This window comes from Sphingomonas sp. BK580 (genome assembly GCF_014194975.1).
Classification (GTDB): domain Bacteria; phylum Pseudomonadota; class Alphaproteobacteria; order Sphingomonadales; family Sphingomonadaceae; genus Sphingomonas.
This window is the reverse complement of record NZ_JACIAY010000005.1, coordinates 178,111-197,352: the sequence shown is the minus strand read 5'-3', so window position 1 is coordinate 197,352 and position 19,242 is coordinate 178,111. Positions and strand designations below refer to the sequence as shown.

The window sequence follows — 19,242 nt, the reverse complement described above, 5'->3', positions numbered from 1 at the left end:
GTTAAGGAACGTAGCCTAGACGGTCGGCATGACCCGCCGTGCGTCGCTCCCGCTGCTGCTGCAGGCCGCCCTGTTCGCGGCGGCGCTGCTGGTGTTGGCGGTGCGGCCTCCCGCCGAGGGAACGCTGCTGCTGGTGCCGATCGGCGCCGCACCGAGCGCGCTCGCCTCGGCCGCGCTGGCCGCCGGCGCCCGGCTGGTCGGGCGCGGGCCGGGAACCAGCCTGGTGGTGCGCGGCGCGCGAGACCGGATCCAGGCGCGGCTGCGTCTCGGCGACGCGCTGCTGCTCGCCGCGCCCTCGCCGCTGTGCGGCGACGAGATCGGAGCGACGGCATGACCGCGATCGGCTGGCGCGCGCTCGACACGCTGACGCTCGAGCAGATGCGCCTTCTCGGCATGCGGCTGATCGCGGCGCTCGGCTGGGGCGCGCTGGCCGCGGTGGCGGTGATCCAGCTCGCGCTCACCGGCGCGATCGATCCGGTCGTGCTCGGCGCGGGGATCTTCCTCACCGCGGCGCCGACCTGGCTCGCGATCAGGGGTCGCACCGACGCCCAGGCGCGCACCATCGCGGGGACGCTCGCCGCCACCGCGCCCGCGCTGCTGGTCTATGTGCTCGAGGGCCATCCCTGGCAGATGGACGGGCATATGTTCTTCTTCGTCGCGCTCGCCGCGCTGGTGGTGCTGTGCGACTGGCGGCCGATCGTCTTCGCCGCGGGGCTGATCGCGCTCCATCACCTGCTGCTGGAGTGGTTCGCGCCGGCCTGGGTGTTCGCGGGTGAGGGGCGGCTCGGCCGCGTGCTGGTCCACGCGCTGGCGGTGGTGATGCAGGCAGGCGTGCTGTGGCTGGTGACGGGCGTGATCGAGCGGCTGCTCGAGCGGCAGCGGCTCTCGCTCGAGCGCAGCCGCGTGCTGGTCGCCGAGGCGGACGAGGCGCGCACCGCCGCCGAGCAGGCGCGCGCCACCGCCACCGAGGCGTTGCGCCAGGCGCGCGCGGCGGAGAATCTCGCCGCCGCCGAGCGCGCGCGGCTGCGCGGCGCCGAGCAGGACGCGGCGGCGCGGCGCCGAGACGAGCTGCTCACCGTCGCCGAGGCGTTCGAGGGCTCGGTGGCGCAGGTGGTACGCGCGATCGGCAGCGCGGCCGGGCAGCTCGAGCGCTCGTCGATCGCGCTCGACGATCTCGCCGCGGGGGCGGGCGTGCAGGCCGCGGCGGTGGCGAGCGAGGCGGTCGAGGCGACCGCGCAGATCCGCCACGTCGCCGACTCGATCCGCGACCTCGGCGGCTCGATTCGTGCCATCGCCGACTCGGCCGATCAGCAGAGTGCGCTCACCGCGGTGGCGCAGGCGGCGGCGGGCAGCGGCGTCGGCCGCATCGGCGAGCTCGAGGAGCACGGCCAGCGCATCGGCCAGCTCGTCGGCGACATCCGCGACATCGCCGAGAAGACCAACCTGCTCGCGCTCAACGCGACGATCGAGGCGGCGCGCGCGGGCGAGGCGGGGCGCGGCTTCGCCGTGGTCGCGGGCGAGGTCCGCTCGCTCGCCGCCGATTCGACCCGCGCGAGCGACCGCATCAGCGCGCTGCTCGGCGCGATCTTCGCTGGCGTGGGCGATGCCGCCGCGGCGCTGACCCGCGCCGACTCGGCGGTGGCGCAGGTGTCGAGCGCGGCAGGGGGGATCGCGGCCTCGGTGTCGGACCAGCGCCAGCTCGCCGCCGGGATCGAGGCGGGCGCGACTCGCACGGCCAGCGGCGCCGAGCTGATCGAGCGCCGCATCGACGAGGTCGCCGCCGCGGTGCGCACCACCGCGGCGCTGTCGCAGACCGTGCGCGGCAGCGCGGGCGAGCTCGCCGCCAGCGCGCGTGCGCTCGACGGCGCGACCGAGCGCTTCGTCGGTTTCCTCAAGGGCGAGGCGCCGCGCCGAGGGGCGTGACTCAGCCCTCGTCGATCCCCCAGTTGAGCCCGCGCGAGATCGCCGGATCGGCTACCGCGGTGAGCAGATAGGCGACGAACTGCTTGCCGCGCTGCCACCAGCCGGTCGCGGCGCGATAGGCCTCGGGCGTCACCTCGTTCGACTGCCCAATCTCGCCCTCGACATAGGCGCGCGCGTGCGCGGCGAACGCGGGGTCGTCGATCCGCAGCATCAGCTCGAGGTTGATGAACAGGCTGCGCATGTCGAGGTTGGCGCTGCCGATCCAGGTGGCGTCGTCGACGACGTACAATTTGGTGTGCAGCTTGGTGGCGGCATATTCGAACACGCGCACCCCGCGGCGCAGCAGCCCCGCGTAGGTGAAGCGCGCCGCCGCGATCGTCACGTTGTTGTCCGACGTGGACGCGGTGACGACCCGCACCGCGGCGGCGCGGCGACCGGCGCGGTCGAGCGCGCGCAGCAGCGTCGGGCTCGGCGTGAAATAGCCCGCGATCACGTCGATCCGGGTCGCGCGCCGCATGTCGTCGCGGATCGCGCGCGCCCAGGGTGACAGTTCGCGCGTCGGACCGCCGATCAGCCAGCGCAGCTTGCCGTCGTTCTCGCTCCATCGCGCCAGCGCCCGGTTGAGCCGGCGCACTCGCCCGCCGCCGTGGATGCCCCGCTCCAGCGCGTCGAAATAGCCCGCCATCCGTGCCGCGGCGGGGCCCTCGAGCAGCAGCCCGAGATCGCGCCACGCCTGCTCGCGCGGCGTGCCGAAATAATCGTCCTCGATGTTGAAGCCGCCGATGATGATCCGCGGCTCATCGGTCTCGGCGTCGGCGAGCGCGAGCTTCTGGTGGTTGCGCAGCAGGTAGCGCCGCCCCAGCCGCGGCGAGAAGCGGCACACCGACACGCCCGCCCGGTCCAGCTCGGCGAAGAAGTCGGCATCGGCGTCGTCGCTGCCGAAGCCGTCGACGATCAGCGCGACGCGCACGCCGCGCGCCGCCGCGGCGGCGAGCGCGGCGTTGACGCGGCGACCCGACTCATCGTCGGCGTAGATGTAATAGAGCACGCGCAGTGAGTGGCGCGCGCCGTCAATCAGCGCGATCAGCCCTTCCAGCCGGCGCGGGCCGGTGTCGAGCAGCGTCAGGCGGTTTCCCTCCACGGTGAACGTCGGCTGGGCGGGGGCGTCATCCATCGTTCTCAGATGGCGGGTCGCGCCGCGGCGGGCAAGCGCGCCGCTGCCCCGGCGCGGGGCGCGGCTTCCTTGACGGCTGGCCGGTGCTCGACTAGATGCCAACGCTTCCCTGAAGTTTACGACAAGAGGATACGCGATGGCGCGCGTCACCGTCGAGGATTGCGTCGACAAGATCCCGAACCGCTTCGACCTCGTCCTGCTCGCCGCCCAGCGCGCGCGGCAGGTGTCGGGCGGCGCCGAGCTGACGATCGACCGCGATCGCGACAAGAACCCGGTGGTCGCGCTGCGCGAGATCGCCGAGGAGACGGTCAAGCCCGACGAGCTGCACGAGTCGGTGGTGCAGAGCCTCCAGCGCGTCCAGATCGACGACGAGGAAGAGGCCGACGCGATCGGCAGCCTCGCCGCCTCGGCCGAGGCGCTGCGCCTCACCGCGGTCGCCCCGCCGCGCAACCAGAACCTCGGCGCCGACTACGACGGCTGAGGCTGTCCGTCGTCCTCCTCGTTGCTCCTGCGCTGGCGGGGGCGCGGGACAACGGGCGCCGCGTCCCGTGCTCCGGGCGCCGGCGTGTGTCGGAGCACGGAATGACGTGGGTGAGATAAGCCGCTGAGTGGCGCCCACGGTAAGAAGGTCGCGGCACTTCCCGCTGGCAGAGGGCGGGGCGCCTCTCGCTATTTGACCAGCGCCACGCCCATCGTGATGCGCTTCTCGCTCCCGGGCGCCACCTCGAACACGCCCGGCTTGTCGCGATACTCGCCGATGTAGCCCTCGGGGTCGGCGATGCCGTGCCACGGCTCGACGCACACGAACGCCGCGCCCGGCTTGGTCCAGATCCCCAGCTTGGGCGTGTCGGGGAAGGTGATCTCTAGCTGCGGGCCCGCGTCCGCGCCGTAGCGCACCGACTGCGACACCACCGCATCCCACACCAGCGCGTCATGCGCGAACAGCGCGTCGTCGAGCCGCAGCACGCGCCCGTCGAGCGGGGAGGGCACCGTCGCCGCCGCGATCGTGCCGTCGGCGGCGATGCTGCGCAGCCGCCCCGGCTCGTCCGCGGCGAAGACGATGCGGTGGTCGGCGCGCGCGTGGCCATAAGGGAGCGGCCAGGCGAAGGCGGGATGGAAGCCGAAGCTCGCCGGCAGCGGCACGTCCGCGGGGTTGGCGACGGTCGCCTCGATCGCCAGCGTGGCGCCGGCGAGCGTGTAGGCGAGCTCGAGCCGAAACGCAAAGGGGTAGTGCGCGCGCGTCGCAGGGTCGTCAGTCAGCGCGAACACCGCGCGGGTCGGCGTCGCCTCGATCACCGCGAAGTCGCTTCTCCGCGCGAACCCGTGCTTGCGCATCGGATAGTCGACGCCGTCGACGCGGATCGTCTCGCCCGACGGCGCGCCCACCACGGGGAAGAGGATCGGCGCGCGCCCGTTCCAGAAACGCGGGTCGGCGTCGGTCATCAGCTCGCGCCCGTCGGCGTCGGTCAGCGAGGAGAGCTGCGCGCCGTGCGGGTCGATCGCCGCGCTCAGCACCCCGTTCGAGATTCGGATCCACTCAGCCACGCAAGCTCGCTCCCAGTTTGCCCGCCGCGGCGACCACCTTGTCGGCGATCGCCTTGAGCTCGGCGTCGGTGAAACTCTTCTCGCCGGGCTGGAGCACCACTTCCAGCGCGACCGACTTCTGCCCCTCTGGCACGCCCGTGCCGGTGAACACGTCGAACACGCGCGCGCGCACGATCGCGGCCTTCTCGGCACCCTTGGCCGCGCGCGTCAGCGCCTCGGCGGTGAGCGCGACGGGGGCGAGGAAGGCGAAGTCGCGCCGCACCGGCTGGAGCGCGGGCGGCGCATAGGCGGGGCGCATGAAGCCGGTGCCGCGCTTGGCCGGCAGCGAGTCGAGGTACAGCTCGACCGCGGCGACCGGGCCGGACAAGTCGAAGGCGCGTAGCACCGCGGGATGGACCGCGCCGAACGCCGCCAGCACCGTCTTGGGGCCGAGCCGCAGCGTCCCGGAGCGACCGGGGTGGAAGGCCTCGCCCGCCTCGCCCATCACCTGGAGATTGTCGACCGGCGCCCCCGCCGCGGCGAGCAGCGCGAGCGCCTCGGCCTTGGCGTCATAGGCGTCGTGGCCGGCGGCCTTGCCCTCGCGCCAGCCGCGTGGGCGCCGGTCGCCCGCGAGCACGATACCGAGCGTGGCGCGCTCGTGCGGCGCGCCGTCCTTCGCCAGATAGCGCCGACCCAGCTCGAACAGCCGCACGCCCTCCGCGCCCTGGCGCAGGTTGCGCTCGGCGGCGGCGAGCAGCCCGGAGAGCAGCGACGGCCGCATGACCTTGAGCTCCTCGCTGATCGGGTTGGCGAGCGTCCAGTCGCCACCGCCGAACACCGCGGCATGGCGTTCCGCGATGAAGCTCCACGTCACCGCCTCGTCGAGCCCGCGCACCGCGGCGGCGCGGCGAACGCGGCGCTCGACCTTCTGCTCGGGCGTGGCGGTGGGGCGCGCGACGCCGGCGACCCGCGGCAGCGGCACCGCCGCGACGCGGTCGAGCCCCTCGATCCGGATCACTTCCTCGACCAGGTCGGCGGTGCCGTCCACGTCGGGGCGCCAGGTCGGCGAGGTGACCTGCCACTCGGGTGAGACGGTGAAGCCGAGCGACTCGAGGATCGCGCGCTGGCGATCGGCCGGCACGTCGAGGCCGCCGAGCGTCGCGGCGCGCGCCGGGTCGTAGGCATAGGTCGGCATCGTCACCGGCGGCGCGCCCACGCGCGTGACCGTGCTAGCGGTGCCGCCGCAATATTCCTGGACGAGGAAGGTGGCGATCGCGAGCCCGTCGTCGAGGAACGCCGGGTCGACGCCGCGCTCGAAGCGCTGGCGCGCGTCGCTGGTCAGCGCCAGCTTCTGCCCGGTGCGCGCGATCGCGTCGGGCGCGAAATAGGCGCATTCGATGATCACGTCGGTGGTGGCCGCGGAGACGCCGGAGTGCGCGCCGCCCATGATGCCGCCGATGTCGTGCACCGCGACGTCGTCGGCGATCACGGTCATCCCCGCGGCGAGCGTGTAGGTCCGGCCGTTAAGCGCCGCGACGCCCTCGCCCTCGCGCGCCTGGCGCGCCACCAGGCCGCCGGAGAGACGCGCGCGGTCGTAGACGTGCAGCGGGCGGCCGAGGTCGACGGTGAGATAGTTGGTGATGTCGACCAGGGTCGAGATCGGCTTCTGCCCAATCGCGCGGAGGCGACGGCGCATCCACTCGGGCGACTCGCCGTTGCTGAGGCCCGCGACCGCCTGCGCGTAGAAGGCCGGGCAGCCCGCGGGATCCTCGATCCGCACGTCGGGGCCGGAGCCTTCGCCGGGAACCTGTGGCACGGTCAATGGCACGAGCGTGCCGAGCCCCGCCGCGGCGAGGTCGCGCGCGATGCCGCGCACGCCCATGCAGTCGGGGCGGTTGGGCGTGACCGACACGTCGATCACCGCGTCATCGAGCCCGGCATAGTCGGCGAACGTCGCGCCGACCGGCGCATCCGAGGCCAGCTCGATGATGCCGTCATGGTCGTCGCCCAGCTCGAGCTCGCGCGACGAGCACATCATGCCGTTCGACTCGACCCCGCGGATCGCGGCGACGCGCAGCACCATGCCGTTGGCGGGGACGGTCGCGCCAGCGGTGCCGAACACGCCGACCAGACCGGCACGCGCGTTGGGCGCGCCGCACACCACCTGGAGCGGCGCGCCGCCGTTGACCTCGGGGCCGGCCTCGACCGTGAGCACCTGGAGCTTGTCGGCCTGCGGGTGCGGCGCGGCGGTGAGCACGCGCGCGACGCGGAAGCCGCCGAGCCGCGCGGCGGGGTTCTCGACTCCCTCCACCTCGAGCCCGACGCGGGTGAGCGCGGCGAGGATCGAGTCGAGCGACTCGCTCGTGTCGAGATGGTCCTTGAGCCAGGAGAGCGTGAATTTCATCGGTTCGTCCGGAGCTGAAGGAAGGTCAGGCGGGGGTGCCGACGCCGCCCGACAGGGTCGGGACGTCGAGCGCGGCGAAGCCGTAGTGGTGCAGCCAGCGCGTGTCGGCCTCGAACATCGGGCGCAGGTCGTCGATGCCGTATTTCAGCATCGCCAGCCGGTCGATCCCGCAGCCGAAGGCGAAGCCCTGCCACTCCGCGGGATCGAGCCCGCAGTTGGCGATCACGCGCGGGTGGACCATGCCGCTGCCGAGCACCTCCATCCAGCCCGCATCGCCGCCGATGACCCGCTTGCCTTTCTCGACCGAGAAGCCGACGTCGACCTCGGCGGAGGGTTCGGTGAACGGAAAATAGCTCGGGCGCAGCCGCAGCACGACGTCGTCGCGCTCGAAGAAGGCCTTGAGGAAGGTCTCGAGCGTCCACTTCAGGTGGCCGAGCGTGATGCCCTTGTCGATCACCAGCCCCTCGACCTGGTGGAACATCGGCGTGTGCGTCGCGTCCCAGTCGGAGCGATAGACGCGGCCCGGCGCGATGATGCGGATCGGCGCGCCCGCGCCGTTCTGGCGGCGCGCGACCTCGACCATGGTGCGGATCTGCACCGGCGAGGTATGCGTGCGCAGCACCAGGGGCGCGGCCCCGGCGCCCTCGGCTTGCGCCACGTAGAAGGTGTCCTGCATCGCGCGCGCCGGGTGCGTGTCCGGGATGTTGAGCGCGCCGAAATTGTGCCAGTCGTCCTCGATCTCGGGCCCGGTGGCGACCGCGAAGCCGAGGTCGGCGAAGATCTCGGCCAGCTCGTCCATCACCTGGCTGACCGGGTGGACCGTGCCGCTCGCAGGCAGGTCGACCGGCAGCGTCATGTCGAGCGCCTCGCTGGCGAGCTGCGCGTCGAGCGCGACCTGCTCCAGCACCGCCTTGCGCGCGGCGATCGCCGCGGTGACCGCCTCGCGCAATTGGTGGATCGCGGGGCCGCGCGCCTGGCGCTCCTCGGGCGACAGCGCGCCGAGTGTCTTGAGCAGCGCGGTGACGCGCCCCTGCTTGCCGAGCGCCTCGACCCGCACCGCCTCGAGCGCGTCGAGCCCCGCGGCCGCGGCGATCGCGGCGAGCAGGTGGGTCTGAAGCTCGTCGGTATCGGTCATTGCTCTCTTCCGTTCGGCGCTGGAGCCAAGCCGAGATCGATCGCGAGGTCCTGCCAATGCGGGTTAGCCTCTTCGATCAGGCGCAGCTTCCAGTCACGCTTCCACTTTTTCATCTGCTTCTCGCGCCGGATCGCCGCTTCCATGGTGTCCGCCGTCTCGAACCAGACGAGCCGCATCAAGCGATAGCGGCTGGTGAAACCCGGGATCAATCCTTCGCGGTGCTGAATCACCCGCGCGGCGAGATGGGAGGTGACGCCGATGTGGAGCGTGCCGTGCTGCCCGCTCGCCATGATGTACACGCAGGGGATCCGCATCGGCCACGTCCGGTCGTCGGCCCCAATCGATCGACGCCGAGCCGGCCATGCCCTCGCCGATCTTATCGTATCTGGATCCCCGCCTGCGCGGGGATGACGGTTGGGGCCGTTGGCTCGCTATGGCGCTGGAACGTCCTCGCGGTCCTCTCCTCTTCTCCGTCATCCCCGCGTAGGCGGGGATCCAGAGCCGATGTCCTCGGCGATGTAGCACGACGCGACCAACACCAGCACGCCCCCAACGAGAAAGGGGCGCCGGTGTCGCCACCAGCGCCCCCTGTATCATCGCGGAGGAAGCCTCACGCCGCCTGCGGCAGCGCGGCCTTCGCCTGGGCGATGATCGCGGTGAAGGCGGCGCCCTCGTTCATCGCGATATCCGCCAGCACCTTGCGGTCCAGCTCGACGCCCGCGAGCTTCAGCCCGTGCATGAACTGGCTGTAGGTCAGGCCCTCGGCGCGGACGCCGGCGTTGATGCGCTGGATCCACAGGCCGCGGAAGGTCCGCTTCTTCACCTTGCGGTCGCGATAGGCATACTGGCCGGCCTTCTCGACCGCCTGCCGCGCGACGCGGATGGTGTTCTTGCGACGGCCGCGATAGCCCTTCGCCTGCTCCAGGATGTTCTTGTGCTTGGCGCGAGTGGTGACGCCCCGCTTGACGCGTGCCATAAGCTATTCCTCCTCGTCGCTCAGTTCAGGCCGTACGGCGCCCAGGCCTTCACCGTCGCGGTGTCGGCCTTCGACAGCACCGTGGTGCCGCGATTCTGGCGGATGTACTTGGCGTTGTGGCTGATGAGGCGGTGGCGCTTGCCGGCGACGCCGTGCTTGATCTTGCCGGTCGCGGTGAGCTTGAAGCGCTTCTTGACGCCGCTCTTGGTCTTGAGCTTGGGCATTTTCGTCCTTTCTGCTGGAGCGTTCGGCTGAAACGGCCGCGGCAGCCCTGGATGGCCGGGCCGTTCGTCACCGCCGATCGCTCGGAGAAGCGCGCGCCTTAGCCGCGCTCCCCGCGAAAAGCAACCGCCCGCATCTGGCACGGTGGCGCGCGATGTACCGGGAACCGCGCCGCCGCGTCGCGCGATTGGACCGCCATGGCAACGATCCCGCCCGACACGGTCGCCGCGCCCGGTCCCTCCGCGGCGTCGACCGGCGCGGCGGGTGCATCACCGCCGCCCGCGCCGCCGGAAGACGCCGGCCGATCGCGCGGCCGCGGCTGGCGGATCGCGCGCAACGTCGCGCTGGGGCTGCTCGCGCTCCTCGCCGCGATGTGGCTGGTGCTCTTCGTCACCAAGGGCCGCTTCCTCAAGCGCCCGTTCGAGAGCGTCGTCGGCAAGCTGACGCATCGCCAGGTGCGCGTGGGCGGCGACTTCCAGCTCTATCTCGCGCCGCTCAAGATCAAATTCTACGCCGAGCGACTCGCCATCGCCAATCCCGCCTGGGCGACCCGGCCCAACCTCTTCGCGGCGGAGCGGATCGACTCGCGCATCGCGCCGCTGTCGCTGCTGTTCGGCAAGCGCCGGCTCTACTGGCTCGATCTCACGAACGGCGCGGTCGATCTCGAGTGGGATCCCGCGCACACGCGCAACACCTGGACCTTCAGCGAGGACAAGGGCTCGGGCAAGCCGCTCGACCTGCCGCGGATCGATCGCGCCACCGTCACGGGCACGCAGGTGCGCTACCGCGACCCGCGCATGAGGCTGCTCGCCGACCTGACGCTCGACACGATCCGCTCGACCGACGCGCGCATCGGGCAGGCGGTCGGGCTCAGCGGCACCGGCCAGCTGCGCGACACGCCCTTCACGCTGGCGGCACGCCTGCTCTCGCCCGACGCGACGGTGGCACGCGGGCGCAACGAGCTGGTCGCGCGCGCGCGGGCGGCCGGCAACACGATCGACGTGGCGGGGACGCTGCCCAGCCTCGCCGAGTTCGAGAACGTGCCCTTGGCGGTGCGCGCGACCGGGCGCAACCTGTCGACGCTGCTCGACGTGATCGGCGTGGTGATCCCCAACACGCGCACCTACCGCCTGCGCGCGCAGCTGGTGCAGAGCGGCAACGAGTATCGCTTCACGCGGATGAGCGGCACGTTCGGCGACAGCGACGTCGCCGGGCGGCTGACGATCACCAACGGGGCGCGGCTCCACCTCGACTCGGAGCTGACGACGCGCCGGCTCGACATCGTCGATGCCGCGCCCTTCATCGGCTACAATCCCGACATCGTCGCGGAGAAAGGCGCGGTCGCCGCCGCCGCCGCGACCGGCGCGGCGCCCGCGCGGATCCTGCCCGACGCCGCGCTGCCGGTGGCGACGATGCAGCGCTTCGACGCCGACCTGAAGTGGCACGTCGGCGTGGTGCGCTCCCGCCGCGTGCCGATCTCCGACATCGACATGGTGCTCGATCTCGAGCGCGGCCGGCTGGCGCTGTCGCCGCTCACCTTCGCGATGGCGCGCGGCAACGTCGCCGCCGACGCGATCTTCGACACGCGCGAGCGGCCGAGCGCGGTCAGCTACGACATTCGCCTCGCGCCCACACCGATGGGGCGGCTGCTCGCCGGCTACGGCGTCGCCGAGTCGGGCACGTCGGGGACGATCCGCGGCCGGATCCAGCTGACGGGGCGCGGCGACACGATCCACGACTCGCTCGCCAGCGCGCGCGGCCGTATCGCCTTCGTGATGCCCGCCGGGACGATGTGGACGCGCAACGTCGAGCTCGCCGAGATCGACCTCGGCACCTTCGTCCAGAAGATGTTCCAGCAGGAGCTCAAGGAGCCGGTGCAGATCAACTGCGGGCTGATCGCCTTCACCGTGCGCGACGGCGTCGCGGCGACCGACCCGATCCTGATCGACACCAAGAACAACGTGATCCTCGCGCGCGGCGGGTTCAGCTTCAAGACCGAGGCGCTGGACCTCGCCTTCCGCGCCGACTCGAAGAAGTTCAGCCTCTTCTCGGGCCAGTCGCCGGTGGGGCTGGGCGGCTATTTCGCGCAGCCGCAGCTCGACGTGATCTCGCCGCAACTGGTGGCGCGCGCCGGCGTCGGGCTCGGCCTGGCGGTGGTGGCGACGCCGGTCGCGGCGCTGCTGGCATTCGTCGACCCGGGCGACGCCAAGGCGGCGCAATGCGGCCCGATCCTCGCGGGCAAGACCGCGGCGGCGCAGCGCGACGAGAAGGGCGAGCCGCGTACCGACGTGGGCAACGGCACGCCCAGCAAGGCGCCCGCGCCGAAGCGGAAGAAGTTCCTGGGGATCTTCTAGCGTCTCTCTCACCGACGCCGACGTGCTCCCGCGCACGCGGGAGCCCAGAGCGGCGAGCATCACATTGGTGGCCCTGGGCTCCGGCGTTCGCCGGAGCACGCTGACGGTTCGACGAGCGAGATCAGACTTCAGGCCGCACTCACCGCCACGATCCCTCGGGAAGGTCGACGTCGCGCTCGGCGGCGTCGAGCGCGGCGACCAGCCCGGCGCGGTCGAGCGGCACGCAATAGGCCGGCTTGGCGCGCTCGAACCGCCATCCCTCGGCCAGCGGTCCGGCGTCGACCGCGCCGTAGCCGAGCGAGCCGTGCAGCGCCGCCACCTGCGCGCACGCGCCCTCGTCATCGCCCGCGATCGGGAGTGCGCGGCGGGCACCGCCCGGCAGCACCGGCGGCGCGCGCAGGTCACGCGCGAGGATGGCGTTGAACGCCTTCACCACGGTCGCCGCGGGGAAGTGGCGCGCCACCATCTCGCTGGTCGTGGTGGAGCGCGAGTCGAGCGCGGCGATCCGGCCGTCGCGGTCGGGATAGTAATTGTTGGCGTCGGCGACGATCCGCCCGGCGAGCAGCCCCGGCGCGAGCGCGAACACCGCGGCGAAGGGGATCGCGAGCACCACCAAGTCGCTCAGCGCGGGCACGTCGTCGGCGCGCGCGGCGGCGCAGCCGATCGTCGCGGCGAGGTCGTAGATCGTCTCGGGCGCGCGCGCGTTGGCGAGCGTCACCGCGTGGCCCGCCACCACCGCGCGCCGCGCCAGCGCCTGGCCGACCTGCCCCGCCCCGATGATCCCGACCCGCACCGCTCACCCCACGCTGACCTCAGCGCTTTATAGCGGCGTGGCGCGGCATGACGGTCGCCGTGGCCGGAAGTCTCGCGCGGTCACGCCGAGGCGGGCGGCGGCACGGCCGCCGGGTCCTCGGGCGCGGCGAGCGGGCGCACCCGCACCAGCAGCAGACCGCCGAGCAACGCTAGTCCCCCGAGCGCGGCGCAGAAGAGGACGACGCCCGGCCAGCCGTGACGCGTCCACGCGAGGCCGCCGGCCGACCCGAGCACGCTCGACCCGAGATAGTAGAAGAACAGGTACCAGGCCGCCGCCTGCCCGCGCGCGGCGCCCCCGCGCCGGCCGACCCAGGCGCTCGCGATCGAGTGGGCGCCGAAGAAGCCGATCGTGAGCACCGCGATGCCGAGGATCACCAGCCACAAGGGCCGCGCCGCGGTGAGCGCCACGCCCGCGATCAGCAGCACGACCGGGACCCAGAAGACGCGCCGCCGCCCGAGCCGGCCTGCCAGGCCGCCGAACAGCCGCGAGCTGAGCGAGCCGAGCACGTAGAGCAGGAACACCGCCCCGATCGTCGCCTGCCCCAGCCCGTACGGCGGCGCGAGCAGGTGGAAGCCGGCGTAATTGTAGATGGTCACGAACGCGCCCATCAGCAGGAAGCTCTCGAGGTAGAGCAGGCGCAGCCCGGGGTCGCGGAACAGCGCGGCGGCGCCGCGCGGCAGCGCCAGCCAGCCGGCGTCGCTCGGCGCGAACCGGCGCGACGGCGGCGCGAGCCGGCGGAACGCCTCGGCCAGCGCGAGCCCGATCAGGCCGACGCTCGCCAGCGCCCAGCGCCAGTCCGCCACCGCGGCGACGAGGCTGGCGACCAGCCGCCCGCCCATGCCGCCGAGCGCGCTGCCGGCGATGTAGAGCCCCATCGCCGCGCCGATCGAGGCCGAGTCGACCTCCTCGGCGACATAGGCCATCGCCACCGCCGGCACCCCCGCGAGCGCCAGCCCGGCGAGCAGCCGCAGCGCGAGCAGCCCGTACCAGCCCGGCACCACCGCGGCGGCCACCGTCAGCACCGCCGCGGCGATCATCGCCGCCACCATCAGCGGACGGCGCCCGACCCGATCCGACACCGCGCCCGCGACGAGGATACCGAGCGCGAGCGGCCCCGTCGCCAGCGACACCGCCAGCGACGCCGCCTCCGCGCTCAGCCGGAAGTGCGTCGCCAGCAGCGGCAGCAGCGGCTGCACCGCGTACAGCGTCGAGAAGGTCGCGAAGCCGGCGAACAGCATCGCCAGCGTGAGACGGCGGTAGGCCGGTGAGCCCGCCGCCAGCGCCGGCGGCACGGATCTCAGCCCGTGCCCTGCGTGCGTGCGCCGGCGATCATGCGGCGGGCGATCTCGCGCACAGCCTCGTCGTCCTTGCTGTCGTCGCGTCCCGGGTCGCCCAGGTGCGACAGGCTTCCCTCGAGGAAGTCGAGCAGCCCCGGGTCGCGCGACTCGACATATTCGATGAGCTTGAAGAGCAGATGCTCGGCGGCGATCTCGCGCTGGCGGGTCTGGCTGATCTCGTCTGTCACGGGCGCTCCTTTCGTGCTGGTCCAACCCGCCGCGCCGGGCTTCGGCTCCGCGATCGGGGCGGTCGATCGAGAGGTGGCTCGCCGTTTCCCGGTCGGCCGCGTCGCCGCGGCGCCCGACGAAGAAACACGCTGCTGTCCGCGCGTGATGTCACGTCGGCCTCACGATGCCGCCGGCGCTCGGGAGCGGGTGTGCGATGGGCACCGTGGCGGGCGTCCTCGCGGTGGCGTTGACCGGCCCGCGGCCGTTCAGGGAAGATCGCCGTCCGCGTCGTATTTCAGCTCGAGGAAGCGGCCCTGCACCGCGATGCAGTCGAGCGCGCCGCGGCCGAGCTGCGAGTCGACCCGGGCGAGCTCGCCGTCGAGCAGCCGCAGCCCGTTCTCGAGCAGCTGGTCGGGCGCGGGAGCATCGTCGCGCGCGCTGCCGCGCAGCGAGATCGGCACCGCGCGCCAGCCCTCCACCAGGTCGGGCAACTCGACCGCGATCAGCGCGCGGACCTGCGCCGCGGCCGGGCTCCGCGGGTCGAGCTGGGCGAGCCGCGGCGCGAGCGTCTCGAGGCGCTGCGCCATCGCCTCGCTCAGCCGCAGCGCCGGGGGCGGCAGCCCGCGACGCTGCGCGGCGAGCCACAGCGCCGCCTCGGCGGCGAGATCGGGCAGCGCCGCGCCGGCGAGCGCCTCGCGCCCCGGCGCGCGGGGTGCCGCGCGGATCAGCACCAGCGTCGTCAGCAGCAGCATCAGCGCCGCGGCGACCGCGAGCGCCACCGGCGGCGCGACCGCGAGCGCGAGCAGCGCCCACACCAGCAGCGACGCCGCCGCGGCGAGCACCAGCCGCACGAGCAGCCGGCGCTGCCGCCGCGCCCGCGCCTCGCGCTCGCGCCGCGCCTGTGCGCGCCCCTCGGGCGAGACGCGGCGCAGCAGCTCCTCGGCCTGGGTGAGGCCGACGTCGGCGAAGCCCGCGGCGACGCTGCGCGCGCGCTCGATCATCGGCGCGCCTTGGCGGGAATCGGGTTCCATCCCCGGAGGTTGCCGCTGTTCGGCGGCGCGGTCCAGTGTGTCGCCGCGATGCGCTCAGATCTGCGCCAGGCCGCCGTCGGCGAAGACCTCGCTGCCGGTCATGAAGCTGCTGTCGGACGAGGCGAGGAAGGCCGCCACCGCGGCGATCTCGTCGGGCTGGCCGACGCGGCCGATCGGCGTGCCCGCCCCCAGCTCCACCATCGCGTCGCGGCCGACCACCTCCTGCGCCAACTCGGTCAGCGTCGGCCCGGGCGAGAGCACGTTGACGCGGATGCCGGTGCCGCGCAGGTCCTGCGCCCAGCTGCGCGCGAAGTTGCGCACCGCCGCCTTGGTCGCGCTGTAGACGCTGAACGCGGGCGTGCCCATCGACCCGGTGGTCGAGCCGGTGAGGATGATCGAGCCGCCCGCGCGCATCAGCGGCAGCGCCGCCTGCACCGTGAACAGCACGCCCTTCACGTTGATGTCGAAGGTGCGCTGATACTGTTCCTCGGTGATCTCGCCGAGCGGGACGAGATCGCCGTGGCCGGCGTTGGCGAACAGCACGTCGAGCGTGCCGCGCTCCGCCTTCACCTGATCGAACAGCCGCGCGAGGTCGGCGAGGTCGGACACCGATCCCTGGACCGCGCGCGCGTTGCCGCCGAGCGCCTCCACCGCGCGGTCGAGCGGCGCCTGCCGGCGCCCGGTGACGTAGACGAACGCGCCCTCGTCGACGAACCGCTGGGCGGTCGCGAAGCCGATCCCGGTCCCGCCGCCGGTCACCACCGCGGTCTTGCCTTCCAGTCTCTTCATGGTCGTCTGCTCCGTTCTTCGAACTGGCGCAGAGCTGATGCCATGCCTACCTGTCGACAAGTATGCACCTTTTGGTAAGTACCATAAAATGACAGACGCGATCGACCTTCCGTCGCCCGGCTTCAGCTGCGGGCTCGACGCCACGCTCCGCGTCATCGCGGGCAAGTGGAAGCCGTTGATCATCTACTTCCTCGTGAAGGGCCCGAACCGATACGGCGCGCTCAAGCGCGCGGTCCGGGGGGTCAGCGACAAGGTGCTGATCCAGCAGCTCAAGGAGCTCGAGGCTGATGGCATCGTCACCCGCCATGACTATCGGGAGGTGCCGCCGCGGGTGGATTACACGCTGACGCCGCTCGGCCGCGGTCTCGCCGCCGCGCTGGCGCCTCTGTGCGAGTGGGGCAGCGCGAATATGGCCGCGGTCACGCGCCTGCTCGAGGAGCGCGCGCGCTGGCAGGCGGTCCCGCCCGCGCCGCAGTCTGACCCCGCCCCGGCCGCCGACGGGTGATCGCCGGGGGGAAGATCGTTACTCCCCTAGTAACTTTTTCCCCTGCGCCCGCGTTGGCGCCGGCGTATAGTTCGCGGAAAAAGAGGGGATTTCGAGATGATGCACCGCCGCGCCGCCGCGCTCGTGATGGCCCTGCCGCTCGCCGCCTGCGGGGTGAACAGCGTCCCCACCGCCGAGGAGAACGCCAAGGCGCGCTGGGCCGACGTGCAGAACGAGTATCAGCGCCGCGCCGACCTCATCCCCAACCTGGTGGCAACGGTGAAGGGCTATGCCAAGCAGGAGTCGGAGGTGCTCACCCGGGTCACCGAGGCGCGCGCCTCGGCCAACCGCGTGCAGGTGAGCGGCAACCAGCTCAGCGATCCCGCCGCGGTGCAGCGCTACGCCGCCGCGCAGAACGCGGTGACGCTGTCGCTGCAGCGGCTGCAGGAGGCCTATCCCGACCTTAAGTCGAACCAGAACTTCCTCTCGCTCCAGTCGCAGCTGGAGGGCACCGAGAACCGCATCACCATCGCGCGGCGCGACTACAACCAGGCGGTTCAGGACTATAACACGCGGATCCGCACCTTCCCCGACGCGGTCGGCGCCAAGATCTTCTACGGTGCCAAGCCGCTCGTGCCGTACCAGGCGACGAGTCCCGGTGCCGAGCAGGCGCCGACGGTCAACTTCGGCAGCTGAGCCGCGACGATGGTCGCGCGTGGATCGGGGCCTCAGCCGCCGAAGTGGAAGCGTGCTCCGGCGAGCGCCGGAGCCCAGGGCTTCGGGATCAACGTTCGTGAGTCTGGGCTCCTGCAGGCGCAGGAGCCCGATTGCGCTTCAAGCGGGCCGGACCGAGTCTCGGCGCGGGTGCAGCGCTGGTGCGCGCTGCTGCTCGCGGCGCTGTGGCTGATCAGCGCGACGGCCGCGGCCGCGCAGCGGTTCCCGGCCCTGACCGGCCGCGTCGTCGACGCCGCCAAGCTGCTCGACGCCGACCAGGTGCGCCAGCTCGAGCAGCTCTCCGCGACGGTCGAGCAGGCCTCGTCGCGCCAGCTCGTCGTGGCCACGGTGCCGAGCCTGCAGGGTTATACGATCGAGGACTATGGCTATCGGCTCGGCCGGGCCTGGGGCATCGGCCAGAAAGGCGCGAACAACGGCGTGATCCTGCTCGTCGCGCCGAGCGAGCGCAAGGTACGCGTCGAGGTCGGCTACGGGCTCGAGCCGATCGTCACCGACGCCTATGCCAGCATCGTCGTCAACCAGACCATCCTGCCGCGCTTCCGCGACGGCGACATGGCGGGCGGGATCGTCGCCGGCGCGCAGCAGCTCGCCGACCAGCTCAAGCTGCCGCTCGAGGCCGCCGAGCGCCGCGCCGGGCGGGCCAGCGCGAGTCCGGCGCGCGCGGACGACGGCGGCGACTGGATGGTCGCCGCGTTCTGGATCGCGGTCGTGCTCGTCTTCGTGCTGCTGCCGCTGCTGCGCCGCTCCGCCGGCGGCAGCCGCTACCGCGGCGGCGTGGCGCCGGTGGTGATCTGGGGCGGCGGCTCGGGCTGGGGCGGCGGTGGCGCATCCGGGGGCGGCTTCTCCGGAGGGGGCTTCTCCGGCGGCGGCGGCTCGTTCGGCGGCGGCGGCGCGAGCGGCAGCTGGTGATGGCGCGGCTGGTGCTCACCCCTGAGGAGCGCGCCGCGGTGACCCGGGCGGTCACCGCCGCCGAGCGCACCACCGACGGCGAGATCGTCACCGTGGTGAGCGAGCGGTCCGACGCCTATCACGACGTCGCGCTCCACTACGCGCTGCTCGCCACGCTGGCGGTGCCCGCGGCGGCGGCGCTGTGGCCGGCGTCGCTCGCGCCCGGCAACGGCTGGGGCGAGTCGCGCGCGACCGCGCTCGCGCTGCTGCTGGTCGTGCAGGCGGCCACCTTCCTCGTCGCGCGGCTGCTGCTCGCCTGGATGCCGCTGCGACTCGCTTTGACCCCGCGCGCGACCAGGCGGCGGCGCGTGCGGCGGCGCGCGCTGCTCTATTTCCGCCTCGCCGCCGAGCGCCGCACCGCGGGGCGCGAGGCGGTGCTGCTCTACCTCTCCGCCGACGAGCGCGCCGCCGAGATCGTCGCCGATCGCACGGTCCACGCCGCGGTGCCGCCGGAGCGCTGGGGCGCGGCGATGGCGGCCTTGGTCGACTCGGTGCGGGCGGGGCAGGCGGGCGAGGGCATGGTCGCGGCGGTGGGCGCGATCGGCGCGATCCTGGCCGAGCAGCTGCCCAAGAGCGCGAGCGACGTCAACGAGCTGCCCGATCGCGTGATCGAGCTGTGAGGCAGGCGCCGCACCGCCGGTTGACCCGGCGCGACGGCACCGTCACAGCGCGCGGCCTATGACCCGCCCCGGCTTCGCCTTCTCCACCCGCTTCCGCGTGCGCTACGCCGAGATCGACGGCCAACGCGTCGTCTTCAACTCGCGCTACCTCGAATACGCCGACGTCGCCGCGACCGAGTTCTGGCGCGCCAGCGGCATCGCCGACGCGCTCGGGCCGGTGTGGGAGGAAAGCGAGTTCCACATCCGCCGCGCCGAGCTCGACTATCTCGCACCCTTTACCTGGGGCGACGAAGTCGAGGCCCATGTGCGGGTCGAGAAGCTCGGCACGACCAGCATGACGCTGCGCTTCGAACTGACCAACCCGGCCACCGGCGCGTTATGCAGCGTCATCACGATGGTGAGCGTCAACGTTCATCTGCCGACCGGGCGGCCGGCGCCGATCGCCGACGCGGTGCGCGCCTATGTCGAGGCGCTGCCGCGCGGGTAGCAAACGAGGCGATCGCGGGATGGCCGCGAAAGCGCCGCGCCGCCCGCTACGATCCGGGCCCGCGCGCAAGCGGGAGCCCAGGGCGGCGCGCGTTGGTCGACGGCCGTGGGCTCCGGC

At 72.9% G+C, this 19,242-nt stretch carries 21 protein-coding genes; 9 read left to right on the top strand and 12 right to left on the bottom strand.

Annotated features, from left to right (window positions below):
- Nucleotides 1-28: 28 nt before the first annotated feature.
- Nucleotides 29-334: a hypothetical protein gene (locus tag FHY05_RS11440; RefSeq protein WP_260181495.1), complete on the top strand. Its 306-nt coding sequence runs from the start codon at nucleotides 29-31 to the stop codon at nucleotides 332-334.
- Nucleotides 331-1,923 carry a methyl-accepting chemotaxis protein gene (locus FHY05_RS11435; RefSeq protein ID WP_183944518.1) on the top strand — a complete coding sequence of 531 codons (1,593 nt, stop codon included), beginning with the start codon at nucleotides 331-333 and terminating at the stop codon, nucleotides 1,921-1,923. The genes FHY05_RS11440 and FHY05_RS11435 overlap by 4 nt, the downstream gene beginning before the upstream one ends.
- Before the next feature lies 1 nt (nucleotide 1,924).
- On the opposite strand, the gene FHY05_RS11430 is transcribed toward FHY05_RS11435, so the two are convergent.
- Nucleotides 1,925-3,097: a phosphatidylserine/phosphatidylglycerophosphate/cardiolipin synthase family protein gene (locus FHY05_RS11430; RefSeq protein ID WP_183944517.1), complete on the bottom strand. Its 1,173-nt coding sequence runs from the start codon at nucleotides 3,095-3,097 to the stop codon at nucleotides 1,925-1,927.
- Nucleotides 3,098-3,233: 136 nt separating this feature from the next.
- Here FHY05_RS11430 and rpoZ point away from each other — a divergent pair, with 136 nt between their 5' ends.
- Nucleotides 3,234-3,578, top strand: coding sequence for a DNA-directed RNA polymerase subunit omega (rpoZ, locus tag FHY05_RS11425; RefSeq protein WP_183922344.1), 345 nt, complete (start codon nucleotides 3,234-3,236; stop codon nucleotides 3,576-3,578).
- A gap of 188 nt (nucleotides 3,579-3,766) precedes the next feature.
- On the opposite strand, the gene FHY05_RS11420 is transcribed toward rpoZ, so the two are convergent.
- The 6 genes from FHY05_RS11420 to rpmI form a co-directional block, all read right to left on the bottom strand.
- On the bottom strand, nucleotides 3,767-4,642 hold the full coding sequence (locus tag FHY05_RS11420; RefSeq protein WP_183944516.1) for an aldose 1-epimerase family protein: 876 nt from the start codon (nucleotides 4,640-4,642) through the stop codon (nucleotides 3,767-3,769).
- Nucleotides 4,635-7,025 carry a phenylalanine--tRNA ligase subunit beta gene (gene pheT / locus FHY05_RS11415; RefSeq protein ID WP_183944515.1) on the bottom strand — a complete coding sequence of 797 codons (2,391 nt, stop codon included), beginning with the start codon at nucleotides 7,023-7,025 and terminating at the stop codon, nucleotides 4,635-4,637. The genes FHY05_RS11420 and pheT overlap by 8 nt, the downstream gene beginning before the upstream one ends.
- A gap of 25 nt (nucleotides 7,026-7,050) precedes the next feature.
- Nucleotides 7,051-8,160 carry a phenylalanine--tRNA ligase subunit alpha gene (gene pheS / locus FHY05_RS11410; protein WP_183944514.1) on the bottom strand — a complete coding sequence of 370 codons (1,110 nt, stop codon included), beginning with the start codon at nucleotides 8,158-8,160 and terminating at the stop codon, nucleotides 7,051-7,053.
- Nucleotides 8,157-8,450, bottom strand: a complete 294-nt coding sequence (locus FHY05_RS11405; protein ID WP_409321730.1) for a GIY-YIG nuclease family protein — start codon at nucleotides 8,448-8,450, stop codon at nucleotides 8,157-8,159. The genes pheS and FHY05_RS11405 overlap by 4 nt, the downstream gene beginning before the upstream one ends.
- A gap of 320 nt (nucleotides 8,451-8,770) precedes the next feature.
- Nucleotides 8,771-9,136, bottom strand: a complete 366-nt coding sequence (gene rplT / locus FHY05_RS11400) for a 50S ribosomal protein L20 (protein ID WP_183922336.1) — start codon at nucleotides 9,134-9,136, stop codon at nucleotides 8,771-8,773.
- A 20-nt stretch (nucleotides 9,137-9,156) separates the two neighbouring features.
- Nucleotides 9,157-9,360, bottom strand: coding sequence for a 50S ribosomal protein L35 (gene rpmI, locus FHY05_RS11395; protein WP_058755056.1), 204 nt, complete (start codon nucleotides 9,358-9,360; stop codon nucleotides 9,157-9,159).
- 195 nt (nucleotides 9,361-9,555) lie between these two features.
- Here rpmI and FHY05_RS11390 point away from each other — a divergent pair, with 195 nt between their 5' ends.
- Entirely contained in the window at nucleotides 9,556-11,712 is a 2,157-nt protein-coding gene (locus FHY05_RS11390) for an AsmA family protein (RefSeq protein ID WP_183944512.1), read from the top strand.
- A gap of 139 nt (nucleotides 11,713-11,851) precedes the next feature.
- On the opposite strand, the gene FHY05_RS11385 is transcribed toward FHY05_RS11390, so the two are convergent.
- From FHY05_RS11385 to FHY05_RS11365, 5 genes are all read right to left on the bottom strand, one after another.
- The gene (locus FHY05_RS11385; RefSeq protein ID WP_183944511.1) at nucleotides 11,852-12,505 is read right to left on the bottom strand and encodes an NAD(P)-binding domain-containing protein; all 654 of its coding nucleotides are present in this window, start codon (nucleotides 12,503-12,505) and stop codon (nucleotides 11,852-11,854) included.
- An 80-nt stretch (nucleotides 12,506-12,585) separates the two neighbouring features.
- A complete protein-coding gene (locus FHY05_RS11380; protein ID WP_311732454.1) occupies nucleotides 12,586-13,818 on the bottom strand; it encodes an MFS transporter in 1,233 nt (410 codons plus the stop codon).
- 5 nt (nucleotides 13,819-13,823) lie between these two features.
- Nucleotides 13,824-14,051 (bottom strand): hypothetical protein, encoded by a 228-nt coding sequence (locus tag FHY05_RS11375; RefSeq protein WP_183944510.1) that lies wholly within the window; start codon nucleotides 14,049-14,051, stop codon nucleotides 13,824-13,826.
- A gap of 246 nt (nucleotides 14,052-14,297) precedes the next feature.
- Nucleotides 14,298-15,032 carry a hypothetical protein gene (locus FHY05_RS11370; RefSeq protein ID WP_183944509.1) on the bottom strand — a complete coding sequence of 245 codons (735 nt, stop codon included), beginning with the start codon at nucleotides 15,030-15,032 and terminating at the stop codon, nucleotides 14,298-14,300.
- Between the two features lie 84 nt (nucleotides 15,033-15,116).
- Entirely contained in the window at nucleotides 15,117-15,851 is a 735-nt protein-coding gene (locus FHY05_RS11365; protein WP_183944508.1) for an SDR family NAD(P)-dependent oxidoreductase, read from the bottom strand.
- 88 nt (nucleotides 15,852-15,939) lie between these two features.
- Here FHY05_RS11365 and FHY05_RS11360 point away from each other — a divergent pair, with 88 nt between their 5' ends.
- The 5 genes from FHY05_RS11360 (at nucleotide 15,940) to FHY05_RS11340 (ending at nucleotide 19,125) form a co-directional block, all read left to right on the top strand.
- The gene (locus FHY05_RS11360) at nucleotides 15,940-16,356 is read left to right on the top strand and encodes a helix-turn-helix domain-containing protein (protein ID WP_183944507.1); all 417 of its coding nucleotides are present in this window, start codon (nucleotides 15,940-15,942) and stop codon (nucleotides 16,354-16,356) included.
- Between the two features lie 96 nt (nucleotides 16,357-16,452).
- Complete coding sequence (locus FHY05_RS11355; protein ID WP_183944506.1) at nucleotides 16,453-17,031, top strand: LemA family protein; 579 nt, start codon at nucleotides 16,453-16,455, stop codon at nucleotides 17,029-17,031.
- A 168-nt stretch (nucleotides 17,032-17,199) separates the two neighbouring features.
- Complete coding sequence (locus FHY05_RS11350; RefSeq protein WP_311732453.1) at nucleotides 17,200-17,979, top strand: TPM domain-containing protein; 780 nt, start codon at nucleotides 17,200-17,202, stop codon at nucleotides 17,977-17,979.
- A complete protein-coding gene (locus FHY05_RS11345; protein WP_183944504.1) occupies nucleotides 17,979-18,638 on the top strand; it encodes a TPM domain-containing protein in 660 nt (219 codons plus the stop codon). The genes FHY05_RS11350 and FHY05_RS11345 overlap by 1 nt, the downstream gene beginning before the upstream one ends.
- Before the next feature lie 58 nt (nucleotides 18,639-18,696).
- Nucleotides 18,697-19,125, top strand: a complete 429-nt coding sequence (locus tag FHY05_RS11340) for a thioesterase family protein (RefSeq protein ID WP_183944503.1) — start codon at nucleotides 18,697-18,699, stop codon at nucleotides 19,123-19,125.
- The last annotated feature ends 117 nt before the right edge of the window (nucleotides 19,126-19,242 follow it).

Excerpts from the sequence above, each read along its gene's own strand:
- FHY05_RS11365 (WP_183944508.1), bottom strand. The coding sequence starts at position 15,851 with ATGAAGAGACTGGAAGGCAAGACCGCGGTGGTGACCGGCGGCGGGACC.
- FHY05_RS11360 (WP_183944507.1), top strand. The coding sequence starts at position 15,940 with ATGACAGACGCGATCGACCTTCCGTCGCCCGGCTTCAGCTGCGGGCTC.
- FHY05_RS11390 (WP_183944512.1), top strand. The coding sequence starts at position 9,556 with ATGGCAACGATCCCGCCCGACACGGTCGCCGCGCCCGGTCCCTCCGCG.
- FHY05_RS11440 (WP_260181495.1), top strand. The coding sequence starts at position 29 with ATGACCCGCCGTGCGTCGCTCCCGCTGCTGCTGCAGGCCGCCCTGTTC.
- FHY05_RS11430 (WP_183944517.1), bottom strand. The coding sequence starts at position 3,097 with ATGGATGACGCCCCCGCCCAGCCGACGTTCACCGTGGAGGGAAACCGC.
- rplT (WP_183922336.1), bottom strand. The coding sequence starts at position 9,136 with ATGGCACGCGTCAAGCGGGGCGTCACCACTCGCGCCAAGCACAAGAAC.
- FHY05_RS11355 (WP_183944506.1), top strand. The coding sequence starts at position 16,453 with ATGATGCACCGCCGCGCCGCCGCGCTCGTGATGGCCCTGCCGCTCGCC.
- rpoZ (WP_183922344.1), top strand. The coding sequence starts at position 3,234 with ATGGCGCGCGTCACCGTCGAGGATTGCGTCGACAAGATCCCGAACCGC.
- FHY05_RS11405 (WP_409321730.1), bottom strand. The coding sequence starts at position 8,450 with ATGGCGAGCGGGCAGCACGGCACGCTCCACATCGGCGTCACCTCCCAT.
- FHY05_RS11435 (WP_183944518.1), top strand. The coding sequence starts at position 331 with ATGACCGCGATCGGCTGGCGCGCGCTCGACACGCTGACGCTCGAGCAG.
- pheS (WP_183944514.1), bottom strand. The coding sequence starts at position 8,160 with ATGACCGATACCGACGAGCTTCAGACCCACCTGCTCGCCGCGATCGCC.
- pheT (WP_183944515.1), bottom strand. The coding sequence starts at position 7,025 with ATGAAATTCACGCTCTCCTGGCTCAAGGACCATCTCGACACGAGCGAG.
- FHY05_RS11340 (WP_183944503.1), top strand. The coding sequence starts at position 18,697 with ATGACCCGCCCCGGCTTCGCCTTCTCCACCCGCTTCCGCGTGCGCTAC.
- FHY05_RS11345 (WP_183944504.1), top strand. The coding sequence starts at position 17,979 with ATGGCGCGGCTGGTGCTCACCCCTGAGGAGCGCGCCGCGGTGACCCGG.
- rpmI (WP_058755056.1), bottom strand. The coding sequence starts at position 9,360 with ATGCCCAAGCTCAAGACCAAGAGCGGCGTCAAGAAGCGCTTCAAGCTC.
- FHY05_RS11370 (WP_183944509.1), bottom strand. The coding sequence starts at position 15,032 with ATGATCGAGCGCGCGCGCAGCGTCGCCGCGGGCTTCGCCGACGTCGGC.